Genomic DNA, 13366 nt, shown 5'->3' on the forward strand with positions numbered 1-13366 from the left:
ATATATGCAATTATTACATTGCAATATAAGCCACAAGACACAATATGGCAGTAACTACTGCAAAGGCAGCCACAACCTGTGTTTCTGCGTAACCGCTTTCCTGAAAATGATGGTGAAGAGGTGCCATTTTAAACACTCTTCTGCCTTTTCCATATTTCTTTTTGGTATATTTAAACCATGTTACCTGAATAATATCAGATAGTGCCTCTATTAAGTATATAAATGCCACAATTACTATAAAAATGGGCATTTTAAGCATAAATGCCATGGCTGAAACAAAGCCTCCTAACGCCAGGGAACCTGTATCTCCCATAAATACTCTTGCCGGATATACATTGTATAAGAAAAATCCCAGCAATGCTCCCACAAAAGCTGCACTTATAGGTTCAAGTCCCGTTCCAATGGCTACCGTTGTAAAAAATACTGCTATTATTATAGTAACACTTGTTGCAAGACCATCAAGACCGTCTGTTAAATTAGCACCATTTACTGTACCTAATACTACAATAAACAAAAAGGGAACAAAAAGCCATATAGGCATTGTTACTTCCATTCCGTTAGTAAAAGGAATAATGGTTGCCGTTCCCAGCCCTGAAACCTTTACTATATAAAAACAAAATACTGCCGTAACAACAAATTGTGCCACTAATTTCTGGATTTCAGTTAATCCCAGATTTCTTTTTTTCACTACTTTAATGTAATCATCAGTAAAACCAATAATACCAAATCCTATTACCATAAAAAGCACTGGAACTATTTTGGTATTTTTTTCAACAAACATAAATACCAGTGAAGTTACAATAACACTGGCTAATATTATCATTCCCCCCATAGTTGGAGTTCCGGCTTTACTTTGATGGGATTTCGGACCTACTTCTCTTATATACTGACCAAACTTCATCTTTTTTAACAGTGGAATTACTATTGGACATAAAATAACGCTAACTGCAAAAGACATAATAATTGCCACAATAATTGTTGTACTTGTACTCATCTTATTCTCCTTGTTCTTTTTCCTCCAGTAAATACGGAAGAATATTCCGGTATAATTCACTTATGACAGGTGCTGCTACCTGACCTCCATAATAAATACCTTCCGGCTCATCTATAATGGCCATTGCTATGACCCTGGGATTATCTGCCGGTGCAAATCCCATAAAAGATGCTATGTATCTTCCTGAACCTCTGGGCAGCTTCTGGGATGTAGCGGTTTTTCCACCTACCTTATATCCTTCCACCTGTCCTTTACTTCCGGTTCCCTCAGAAATTACTTTTTCTAATACATATTTCATTGTATCAGATGTTTCCTTTGATACAACACCTTTCTTTTCTTTATAACCAAATTTTTCAACTAAATCTCCCTCTACATTTTCTGCCTTAAGGGCAAAATGTGGTGTTACAAGTTTCCCGCCGTTTACTACCGCACTTGCAGCTACAAGATACTGTACCGGTGTTATCTGGAAAGACTGTCCAAAAGACATAGTGGCAAGTTCCACATTTCCCACATTTTTTATCTGGTGGATTATGGTTCCTGCCTCACCGGGTATATCAATACCTGTTTTTTGTAAAAGGCCTAACTTATCCAGCTCCTTATAAAATTTTTTAACTCCTACCTTAAGTCCTACATCTATAAAAACCGGGTTACAGGAGTTCATTGTTCCCTGAAGGAATGTTTCTGCCCCATGCCCTGTGGTTTTATGGCATCTTATTTTTCTGTCATCTACAATTCTAAAACCCGGGCAGCTGAATCTGCTGTCTAATGTAACAACATTGTTTTCCAACGCTGCTGTAGCTGTCACTACTTTAAAAGTGGAACCTGGTTCATAAGTATCATTTATGCACTGGTTCCTCCACATTTTATTTAACAAATCCTGCTTTTTTTTCTTTTTATCCTCACCGGATATTTCATAATTAAGCTTATAAGGCTCATTTAAATTAAATTCCGGTGCATTTACCATAGCTAATACTTCCCCATTATTAGGATTCATAACTATTATGGAAACGTAATTTGCTCCCTTCGCTTCAAGAGTATTATATGCAATCTGCTCGGCATATTGCTGAATATTAACATCTATGGTAGTGGTAAGATTGTTTCCCGGTACCGGCTCTTCCCTCTGTTCTAATGCATTCTCCATTTCAATACCTCTTGTATCTGTTGGAGTAAGTATCAGACCATCCATTCCTTTCAAATACTTTTCGTATTTTACTTCAAGACCGATTATACCTTGATTATCTGCCCCTGTAAATCCCAGAACTTTTGAAGCAAGACTCTCATAAGGATAATACCTTTTGTAATCTTCGTCAACCTTTACCCCCGATAGATTATACTCTCTTATTTTATCACCGGTTTTCTTATCCACATTTGACTTGATTTTTTCCCGAGAGCTTATCTTCTCCACCTTCTTTCTTACATCCTTTTCTTCCATTTGAAGTTCCGATGCAAGCATTTTTATCACTTTTTCAGGCTCTTTTACCTGATTATATATAACAGATATGGTACATACAGTTTTGTTAGAAGCAATAACTTTTCCATTTCTGTCAAGAATTTTTCCTCTGGGAGCCTTGATTTTACGTTGTCTTTCCTGAACATCTAATGCTTTTTCAGTGTAATATTCAGACTTAAATATCATTATATATGCCAGTTTTCCGGTTGCCACTATACACACTAAAATAATTCCCATAACGTAAATCAGAAGCATTTTACGATTAATTGTTAATACATTATTCAATTTTATTCCCTATACAGCTTTTTATTATAATTTATTCATTTTTTCATATCACATTCAATAAATTTATTATTCTGTATATGTTTTATCCTTTAACACTAAAGACCCGTCATCTCCTTCAATGATTCCGTCAGAATAAAATTCTGTTTCTAAGGACTGCTTCTTTGCTTTTTGCTCAATCTTTTCTGTCTTTTTAATTCCAAGATAAGGTAAAACCTGCTTCATAATATCAGTCCAAAGTTCTGTGTTAAAAGCCGTTGCCTGAGGATTTTCTTTTGGAGTATCCATAAGGGTGTAACATACCACCTGTGGATTTTCACATGGAGCACATCCTAAAAATGATAAAATATACTGATTTTTAAGACGTCCGATTCCTGTTCCTGACGTATTAACTTTTTCCGCCGTTCCCGTTTTTCCTCCAATGGTGTACCCGTCAATTGCTGCAGTAGAGCCGGTTCCTTCTGTTACGACGGCTCTTAAGCACTGCTTAATATAATCAGAAGTGCTTTTTGTTACTGTCTGTTTTACCAGAGTTTTTGAATAATTTTTTACCAGTCTGTCATCTTCCGTCACTATTTGTTTTACCACATGAGGTTCATAATAATAGCCTCCGTTTATAAGAGATGAAAAGCCTGCCACCATTTGTATCATATTTACCGTGAAATTCTGTCCAAAGGAGTTAGTTGCCAAAGTGGCAGCTCCCATTCCTCTTGACTCATCATAAACAAGACCTCTTGTTTCATTAGGCAAATCTATTCCTGTTTTCATTCCAAATCCAAATCTGCTTTGATACTGAATGAATTTCTTTGCTCCTAAAAGCTTTCCTATATGCATCATGTAATCATTACATGACTGAGCTACAGCCTGTTTTACGTTAATGGTGCCGTGTCCGTCTACCTTGTGACATTTAATGGTAAACTTATCTACCTTTTCAAATCCATCGCAGTAAAATGTTGATTTTTCATCAACTACTCCCTCTTCGTAGGCAGCTGCCACTGTAAAAGGTTTAGCCGTGGATCCCGGTTCAAAGGAATCTGTTATACAAAAATTGTTCCATATTCCATTAAGAAATGCCGACTGCTTTTCATCTGACATTTTTTTCTGCCGTGCCTTTGTAAAATAAGCATCCAGATTTGTAGGATCATTTAAATCAAAGGTTTTATCATCAGACATGGCAAGTATTTCCCCGGTATTTGGGTCCGCAATTACTACTGCTATTCTCTGAGGATTGTACTTATTCATATATTTTTTTATGGATTTTTGAACAATACGTTGTATATTCATATCTATTGAAGATACAACATTATCGCCGTTTTTAGCTTCCTTTATAACTGTCTCTATATTATTGTCAGCATCCATATATCCATATTCCCTGCCTTCGGTTCCCTTTAAATAACTGTTATAGCTGCTTTCAATACCTATGTTTGCCTCGTTATTTTTATTAGCAAAGCCTAAGACACTACATGCCAATGTGTCGTATGGATAAACTCTTTTATACTCCCTCTCAAAGTAAATAAATTTCACTGCTGCTGCCTGTTCTTTTTCTAAATCCGTTTTAGCATAATCCCCATTACAATAACTTTTAAATTCTTTTACCTTGTCATATGATATATCTTTTTGGGCAATCCAGTAACTTGTAGTACCATGCTCCTTAATACTTGTTTTAAGGTCATCTGTATTTAGTCCAAAATATTTTACCACTGCATCAATTGTCGGCTGTAAATACTCCTGATTTTCCTCTTTTGATAACATCTTTGCATCTACTACCATATTATAAACTACAGTGCTTGTGGCAAGAATATTTCCGTTTCTGTCCTTTATGTCGCCTCTTTTATATGGCACAATATTGTTAGTAAAGCTTTGCTGTTTAAGAACCGCTATAGAATACTCATCTCCATAAGCTACATTTATGTAAATAATTCTTATGCACAATATAAATAGAAATCCAATAATCACCCAACTGGTGATTTTCAGATTTCTATTTGCCACTTTACCAAATCTTAACTTTTTTCTTTTTCTTCTAACTCTTCTTACTTCACTCATAATTATTTGTTTGGTATATCTCCGTACTGCAATGTGTAGCCGCTGTCACTAGACTTATATGTAATAATCTGGTTGTCAGAAGCCTGTTTCATTCCCAGCTTACTTTTTGCCACCTTGCAAATGTGGTTTACGTCAACATAGCTGTTTATAGCATAGCTTAACGCATTATTTTCAGTTTGTACAGTGGAAATATTTGTTCTAAGCTGTGAAATATTGTCCCTTGTAGCTCTTATGTTTGACTGAATGTTAAGGTATGTTACACACATTACTATACAAATACATGTAACTGCAATTAAAAAGAACACATATGGTGCACTCATTGGCAGGGCATTTTCCCTTGTTGCAACCTGTTCTCTCTTTTCTGTCTTTACCCTTTTTTCAGTTTTTATACGTTCTTTTCTTTGTGGCTCCAAAGCCCTTACAGCGTTTCCGTCTATATATCCTGTATTTCTTAAATTTGTATTATATAATCTGTCTTTATTCATACTTAATGCCTTTCAAATATTCTTAATTTTGAACTTTTTGCTCTCTTATTCTCTGTGATTTCCTTATCACCCGGTACTATAGGTTTTCTTGTTATCACTTTACCCTTAGATACCTTTCCACATACACAAACCGGGAAATCCGGTGGACATGTACATGGATTTTCATTTTCCCTGAATTTCGTCTTTACAATTCTGTCCTCAAGGGAATGGAAAGTAATAATGCAAATCCGTCCGTTTTCATTTAACAATTCAATCATCTTATCAATTGAGTCCCTAAGCACCGTAAGTTCCTTATTAACTTCAATTCTTATTGCCTGAAAAGTTTTCTTTGCCGGATGTCCTCCCTTGTTTTGAAACTTCATTGGTATTGAGTGTTTTATAACCTCACTTAACTGCGCTGTTGTTTCAAAAGGCTTTTTCTGTCTTTCCATAACAATGTGCTTTGCTATGTTCTTTGCAAATTTATCTTCACCGTAATCTCTTATTATTCTAAATAGTTCATTTTCGCTGTATGTGTTTACCACATCCGCTGCTGTTTTCACCTGTCTTTGGTCCATTCTCATATCAAGAGGTGCATCTGACTTATAGGAAAAACCTCTTTCTAAATTGTCTAGCTGATATGATGAAACTCCCAGGTCTAAAACAATTCCGTCAACCTTGTCTATATCTAAATCTTTTAAAATTGTATCTATTTCACAATAATTACTTCTAACCAATGTAATTTTATCTTCAAATTCCTTTAAGTGTTCCCTTGCGGCTTCTAATGCTTCTCCGTCCTGGTCTATTCCAATAAGTCTGCCCTTGTCTGACAAACGTTTGCACACCTCGTATGCATGTCCGCCTCCACCTAAGGTTCCGTCAACGTATATACCATCCGGATTTATATTTAAGCCATCAATGGTTTCATTTAACAACACTGATACATGTTTGAAATCCATATTGACCTCTTTTCATTTTTATATTTTTGTTTCCCGTTTCTATATTAAACTCCAAGTCCTGCCATATATTCTGCCAATTCTTCAAGTTTCTGTTCTGCATCTTCGCTCTCAATATATTCATTGAGCTGTTCATTCCATTTATCTACATTCCAGATTTCAATTCTGTCACCAATTCCAACCCATACAACTTCCTTTTCTAAAGATGCATATCCCCTCAAGTTAGATGGGATTAATACTCTTCCTTGCTTGTCCGCATCGAGGGGTTCTGCACCACCGAGGAAAAATCGATTGAAACTTCTTACATTCTTATCTGTAAAAGCGAGACTGCTAAGCTTCTTTTCTAGGGCTTCCCAAGTGGATTCAGGGTATGCAAACAAGCACTTGTCCACACCTCTTGTGACAACAAGTCTTTCGGCAAGAGCATCCCTCATTTTTGACGGGATGACTGTTCTGCCCTTTGTATCCATTTTTTGTGTCTGCTCTCCTGAAAACATAAACATCACCTATCTTTTTGGTATTTTTAATGAAATTTCACCACTTTTCACCACAAATACGCTCTCAATCACCACATATATGAATAATAAACCATTTTAGGTATCTTTTCAACCCTAAAATAAATAAAAAAAACGTTATCCGGTATTTTTTTAACACCTGATAACGTTTTCTTTTATTTTACGTTTTATATTCTGTTTTATTCTGCTTTTGCAATTTTTCTTCTTTTTACTATTACCACAATAACAGACACTGTTGCCACTACTATAGATAATGCCTGGGATACCGGCCATCCGGTAACCGGCATAATAAGCTGGTCTGTTCTCATTCCTTCAATAACGGCTCTTCCTATGCCATATCCAATTAAGTACCAAAGGATAACCTCCCCATCAAACTTTTTCTTTCTTCTGAAAATAAGCATTATTATAAGTACAAACAAATTCCATAGGGATTCATATAAAAATGTGGGTTGCACCTGAATATATCCTATTTCACTTAATGCTTTTCCTCTTAAGGCTTCCATTCCGTTTTTTACCACATCCGGTACCTGGGAAATATCATAGTTTTCGTCAAAATAAATTCGCATTGCCCATGGATTTTTGTCTCTGGCAACTCCTCCAAATGCTTCTCTGTTAAAAAAGTTTCCCCATCTTCCAATTATCTGACCAAGTATTAATCCTAAAATTGCTGTATCGCATACCTTAGGGAAAGACATTTTCTTTATTTTGGTGTAAATAAAGCAGGTAAGAATTGCCACAATTACACCACCGTATATTGCAAGTCCCCCTTCACGGATATTAATTATTTCAGTGGGATGGGCACTGTAATAGCTCCACCTGAATATTACATAATAGGCTCTGGCACCAATAACACTAAACACAATGGCATAAAGGGCGAAATCAATATACTGGTTATAATCCTGCCCTGTTCTTTTTGCCTCATAACATACTATGGCAATTCCTGCTAACATTCCCAAAGCTATAATACAGCCGTAAAATGCTATATCAAAGCCAAAAACCGAAAAGGATTTGGGCAGATGCTCTATATTTATATGTAAATTAGGAAATTGTATTGTTGTAGATAATATCATTTTATATTGCCTCCGGATTTTCCATTATTTTCTCTCATTATAATTTAGCAATATTTTTGATTTTATTCAACCCTATCATTGCCCCTGTCCCTAAAATATGTTAAACTATCTTTTGGTATTACCAAAGATTGGAGGATTATAATATGAAATTAGGTATAGTTGGCCTTCCTAATGTAGGCAAAAGTACTTTATTTAATTCATTAACTAAAGCGGGGGCTGAATCAGCCAATTACCCGTTTTGTACAATAGACCCTAACGTAGGCGTAGTTGCAGTTCCTGATGAGAGACTTGACAAACTTACTGAATTATATAATTCAGCTAAAACTACTCCTGCCGTTATTGAGTTTGTNNNCCTGCCGTTATTGAGTTTGTAGACATAGCCGGATTGGTCAAAGGTGCATCAAAGGGTGAAGGACTTGGTAACCAGTTTCTTGCTAACATCAGGGAAGTTGATGCCATTGTACATGTAGTAAGATGTTTTGAGGATACCAATGTTATTCATGTTGACGGAAGCGTTGACCCTTTAAGAGACATTGAAACTATTAATCTTGAGCTTATCTTTTCAGATGTGGAAATTTTAGAAAGACGTATTGCCAAAACAACCCGTGGTGCAAGAAATGATAAAATGCTTGCTAAGGAACTTGATTTCCAGCAACGTATGAAGGCATTTCTTGAAGATGGAAATTTAGCCATTAAATATGAAATCGATGATGAAGATGAGCAAGCATGGATGGCTGAATACAATCTTCTTACAGCAAAGCCGGTTATTTTTGCAGCTAATGTTTCTGAAGAGGATTTAGCAGATGACGGTGCTTCTAATCCTCACGTTGCAGCAGTTAGAAAATATGCAGCTGAAAACAATTCTGAGGTTTTTGTTATTAGTGCTGAAATTGAACAGGAAATTGCAGAATTAGATGATGATGAAAAACAGATGTTTTTAGAGGATTTGGGAATTAAGGAATCCGGCCTTGATAAATTAATTAAAGCCAGCTATTCACTTCTTGGTTTAATTAGTTATCTTACAGCAGGAGAAACTGAAACAAGAGCCTGGACTATTACCAAGGGTACTAAGGCACCTCAGGCATCAGGAAAAATCCACAGCGATTTTGAGCGTGGCTTTATCTGTGCAGAAGTTGTAAGCTACGATGACTTAATGGCATGCGGTAGCTATAAAGACGCTAAGGAAAAAGGTCTTGTAGGACTTCAGGGAAAAGATTATGTAGTTAAAGACGGAGATGTAATTCTCTTTAGATTTAACGTTTAAAATATTTTTGCGTTATAAAAGATGCTGTTACCTTTAAATTTTAATTAAGGGTAACAGCATCTTTTTTATTATGTTTTTTTGTTTTTTATTCAAAGCTAATAAACTTATTTTTAAATACTTCTATATTCTTTTCCACATCTCCCTTATATACAGCAGAGCCTGCTACAATTACATTTGCTCCTGCATCAAGAGGTATACATACATTTTCCATATTTACTCCACCATCTACCTGAATCAAGGTATCTAACCTGTATTCATTTACTATGGCATTTACTATTTCAACCTTTTCCGTACATTCATCTATATAAGACTGACCTCCAAAGCCCGGATGAACAGTCATAATAAGTATCATATCCACCTTATTAATGTAAGGAACAATGTCATCAACGGGAGTTTCCGGATTACATGCCAGTCCTGCCTTGATTCCTAACTTATGAATTTCATCAATGGTTTTTTCCACATCCTCACATGCCTCCACATGAACAGTAACCATGTCTGCTCCTGCCTCTTTAAACTGCTGTAAGTAACGTATTGGTTCCTCAATCATAAGATGTACGTCAAAAAATTTATTAGTTAGACCTCTTATGGCTTTGATTACAGGCATTCCAAAGGAAATGTTTGGCACAAACATACCATCCATTACATCTATGTGAATCCAGTCACAGCCTGCCTTGTCTATTCTTACTACATCTTCTCCTAACTTTGCAAAATCCGCTGATAAAATTGACGGTGCTAATTTAATCATAACGCCTCTCCTTTTCCTTTAATTCATTGTACATTAATTTATAGTTTTCATATCTGCTTTCATCTATATGTCCACCGGCTAAAGCCTCCTTTACGGCACAATCCGGTTCGCTAATATGGGCACATCCCACAAACCTGCATTTATCCTTATACTTTTCAAATTCACCATAACAATCCTCAAGACTTTCCTTAGTCATTCCCGGAACATATAATGAGCTAAATCCCGGTGTATCAAAAATATAAGTATCGTCACCTACATAGAATATTTCAGAATGTCTTGTGGTATGCTTTCCACGTCCTATTTTTCTGCTTACACTACCTGTTTCCATTTTGTAATCCTTCGTTAAGGCATTAAGCATAGATGACTTTCCAACTCCTGAAGGGCCGGCAAAAACAGTACTTTTATTTTTTAAAAGCTCCATTATGCTTTCCACACCTTTTTCTTCCGTGGCACTGGCAAACATCACCTTATACCCTGCTTTTGAATATATACTGTCTAGCTCATTCATGAAATCTTCGTCTGATATATCCATCTTATTAAAGCAAATTATGGTGTCTATATTCTGATATTCCATCATAACAAGAAATTTATCTAACAGATTAAGGTTAGGATCCGGCTTTTTTAATGCAAAAATAATCATTGCCTGGTCAATATTTGCCACGGCCGGTCTTATAAGCTCGTTTTTTCTGTCACATATTTCAATTATATTGCCCTTTTTCTCTTCCTGATTAATAATGTCCATAACAACATTATCACCTACTAAAGGCTTTATATTTTTATTTCTAAATGCACCTTTTGCCTTGCACTCATAAACATCGCCGTTTTCAATGCAAACATAATAAAATCCGGCTATTCCTTTTACAATTTTTCCTGACACCTGATGTCTATTGTTTTGATTTTCCAACTTATACTTCCTTTAACCATCAAAAGAGCTGTAGCTACTGCTTCAGCTCTTTTATATTCTTTATATTATTTTAACTTAACTGTTCCGGTATGAATAACCTGACCGTTTACCATAAGTTCAATGGTAGCCTTGCCCTTCTTATCTCCTGTAAGCTCTATTGTGTAATCTCCAGGCCACGTTGAAACATCTGCATACTTAGGATCAACCTTTTGTAATACACCGTCAAGTGCCACATTAACAACACCTTCAGTTATAGGATTTCCGTCTGCATCATGTAAATCCTCCAGGGCGAAAGTATAGCTTCCTGTATATTTCGGTGCATCTTCCGAGCCTTTACTTACCACAAGACCTATGGTTCCACCAAGAGGCATCTGATGACCTGACTTAACAGTCTGCCTTATTACATAACCTTTCTTTACAGTGTCGCTATATTCTTCACTTACATTTCCAATTTCAAATCCACTAGATGATATTTTCTGCTGTGCTTTTGCCAGTTTCATATTAACAAGACTTGGAACTGTTGCCGTTTTTTCTTCACTTTCCTGACTTCCACGGCTAACTACCAACTTAACAATATCTTTCTTATTAACAGATGCATTTTCTGTTGGTGAACAGGAAATAACAGTACCAATGGTATTTCCACTAAATTCGTATGTTATTTCATATTTTAATCCTACACTATCTAATTTAGAAATGGCACTGTCTAAATCAGATCTACTTATACCTGCAGGAACCTGTATTCTTTCAGGACCTTTGCTGACAATAAGCTTAACAGTTATATTTTTATTAACTACACTGCCCGGTGCCTCAGATTGATTAACAATCTGGTCTGCCGCATAAACATCACTATATACATAATTTGAGTCATACTCAAATCCAAGACTCTTTTCATTAAGAGCTTTTTCAGCTTCATCAGAAGACATACCAAGAACATTTGGCACAACCGTCTTTCTTGGGTCAATAGTCTGGATTTCATCTCCTGACATATCCTTTGGAAGCTTTATGCTGTTATCACTTAATACCACCGTCAAAATAACAGCCACTACCATTAATGCCGCAATACCTGCTATTACACCACCTATAGTTACGGCTTTGTCCATTTTAGGCGACATGGCATCAATATCATCCACGTCCTCTTCCGGTTTCTCCGGGCTTGTTTTTCCGGCTCCTTTTCTTATCTGATTAATCTCCTCATCAGTAATCATAACTGTGGTTCCTATAGGTCTTGTAGCATCAATCTGTACAAAATCCACATCCGGTTCCGTAAGAGCCCTCTTTAAATCTGCTATAAGAAGAGAAATTTTCGGATATCTCTTGTCTGATTTATTTTGTGTACATTTTAAAATAATTTTTTCAATGCTTACCGGTGCCTGAGGAATATATTCCCTGATACTTGGCACTGAATTCTGAATGTGTTTTAAGGCAATGGTAACAGTAGATTCTCCATCAAAAGGAACCTTGCCTGTAATCATTTCAAACATTGTTATTCCAAGAGAATAAATATCGCTTTTTTCGTCAACGTACTTTCCTCCTGCCTGTTCCGGTGAAATGTAATGAACTGAACCCATTGCATTTCCGTTAATGGTATTGGAACTTGCAGCCCTTGCAATACCAAAATCCGTAACCTTAACCTTTCCCTCTCTTGAAATCATTATATTCTGAGGTTTAATATCCCTGTGAACAATCTGATTATTGTGGGCACACTCTATTCCATTGGCAATCTGAATGGCAATGCTTATGGTTTCCCTTGCAGAAAGTCTGCCTTTCTTCTGTATATAACTTTTAAGGGTAATTCCCTCTATTAATTCCATAACTATGTAATATAGTCCGTTGTCTTCACCTACATCATATACATTTACAATATTTGGGTGAATAAGACTTGCCGCAGACTGGGCCTCTACCCTGAATTTTGATACAAAATTCTTATCTTTGCTGTATTCCTTTTTTAATACTTTTATAGCTACATTTCTATTTAATTTATGATCCTTGGCTTTGTAAACATCAGACATACCGCCTGCACCTACTCTGCCTATAATTTCATAACGGTTATTAATAAAATTACCTTTTTCTAACATGCTCTACTCCTCGCCAATTTCAGGTTCTATCAGAATCGCTGATATATTATCTTTTCCGCCGTTCTCATTTGCCTGTTTAATCAGTTCACGGACTGCATCCTCAATGCTGTCATTATCTTTTACAATTTTCTTTATGTCATAGTCCTCCACCATATTTGTAAGTCCGTCTGAACATAAAAGCAACTTGTCACCATTTTCCACTTCTATTTCAAAAATGTCCGGAGTGGATGTTTTGTCATCTGCCACTCCTATAGCTTTGGTAATAACATTTTTCTTGTAATGAGTTCTTGCTTCTTCTCTTTCTAAAACACCCATTCTAACCATATCTTCCACCAGTGAATGGTCTCTTGTAATCTGCCTTATGTCTCTTCCTATCAAATAGAGCCTGCTGTCTCCAACATTTGCAATATAAACATGATTCTCAACTAATGAGGCTGCAACAAAGGTGGTTCCCATACCACTGTAATCTCTGTTGGAATTTGCCATATCAAATATATCTTTATTTACTGAAATAATTCCCGCATCTAATATGTTGGCAGGATCTGACATATGGGTAGTGCAGGCATATTTTACAAATCTTTCAATGGCTTCCCTTGAAGCCACG

The 13366-nt window shown here is 36.1% G+C and carries 11 protein-coding genes and 1 pseudogene; 1 reads left to right on the forward strand and 11 read right to left on the reverse strand.

What is annotated here, in order from left to right; all coding sequences use genetic code 11:
- Nucleotides 1-13: 13 nt before the first annotated feature.
- The 7 genes from mraY to lgt form a co-directional block, all read right to left on the reverse strand.
- Nucleotides 14-994, reverse strand: coding sequence for a phospho-N-acetylmuramoyl-pentapeptide-transferase (gene mraY, locus Q5O30_RS08435; RefSeq protein WP_021953314.1), 981 nt, complete (start codon nt 992-994; stop codon nt 14-16).
- Nucleotide 995: 1 nt separating this feature from the next.
- Complete coding sequence (locus Q5O30_RS08440; protein WP_021953315.1) at nt 996-2729, reverse strand: penicillin-binding protein 2; 1734 nt, start codon at nt 2727-2729, stop codon at nt 996-998.
- A gap of 66 nt (nt 2730-2795) precedes the next feature.
- Nucleotides 2796-4769, reverse strand: coding sequence for a penicillin-binding protein 2 (locus tag Q5O30_RS08445; protein ID WP_021953316.1), 1974 nt, complete (start codon nt 4767-4769; stop codon nt 2796-2798).
- A 2-nt stretch (nt 4770-4771) separates the two neighbouring features.
- Nucleotides 4772-5254 (reverse strand): septum formation initiator family protein, encoded by a 483-nt coding sequence (locus Q5O30_RS08450; RefSeq protein WP_021953317.1) that lies wholly within the window; start codon nt 5252-5254, stop codon nt 4772-4774.
- A 2-nt stretch (nt 5255-5256) separates the two neighbouring features.
- A complete protein-coding gene (gene rsmH, locus Q5O30_RS08455) occupies nt 5257-6192 on the reverse strand; it encodes a 16S rRNA (cytosine(1402)-N(4))-methyltransferase RsmH (RefSeq protein ID WP_021953318.1) in 936 nt (311 codons plus the stop codon).
- Nucleotides 6193-6236: 44 nt separating this feature from the next.
- Nucleotides 6237-6686: a division/cell wall cluster transcriptional repressor MraZ gene (gene mraZ, locus Q5O30_RS08460; protein ID WP_021953319.1), complete on the reverse strand. Its 450-nt coding sequence runs from the start codon at nt 6684-6686 to the stop codon at nt 6237-6239.
- A gap of 197 nt (nt 6687-6883) precedes the next feature.
- Nucleotides 6884-7774: a prolipoprotein diacylglyceryl transferase gene (gene lgt, locus Q5O30_RS08465; RefSeq protein ID WP_021953320.1), complete on the reverse strand. Its 891-nt coding sequence runs from the start codon at nt 7772-7774 to the stop codon at nt 6884-6886.
- 143 nt (nt 7775-7917) lie between these two features.
- Between lgt and ychF the strand changes: the two are divergent.
- Nucleotides 7918-9038 (forward strand): annotated as a pseudogene (ychF, locus tag Q5O30_RS08470) (redox-regulated ATPase YchF).
- Between the two features lie 85 nt (nt 9039-9123).
- Here the strand turns inward: ychF and rpe are convergent.
- From rpe to Q5O30_RS08490, 4 genes are all read right to left on the reverse strand, one after another.
- Complete coding sequence (rpe, locus tag Q5O30_RS08475) at nt 9124-9783, reverse strand: ribulose-phosphate 3-epimerase (protein WP_021953323.1); 660 nt, start codon at nt 9781-9783, stop codon at nt 9124-9126.
- Complete coding sequence (rsgA, locus tag Q5O30_RS08480; RefSeq protein WP_021953324.1) at nt 9776-10687, reverse strand: ribosome small subunit-dependent GTPase A; 912 nt, start codon at nt 10685-10687, stop codon at nt 9776-9778. The genes rpe and rsgA overlap by 8 nt, the downstream gene beginning before the upstream one ends.
- Before the next feature lie 65 nt (nt 10688-10752).
- Entirely contained in the window at nt 10753-12762 is a 2010-nt protein-coding gene (gene pknB / locus Q5O30_RS08485) for a Stk1 family PASTA domain-containing Ser/Thr kinase (RefSeq protein WP_021953325.1), read from the reverse strand.
- 3 nt (nt 12763-12765) lie between these two features.
- The coding region (locus Q5O30_RS08490) for a PP2C family serine/threonine-protein phosphatase (RefSeq protein WP_302674661.1) at nt 12766-13366 on the reverse strand (601 nt) is incomplete at its 5' end.

Source organism: Eubacterium sp. CAG:161 (genome assembly GCF_000432355.1).
In the GTDB taxonomy this organism is placed as follows: Bacteria; Bacillota; Clostridia; order Lachnospirales; family Lachnospiraceae; genus Eubacterium_G; species Eubacterium_G segne.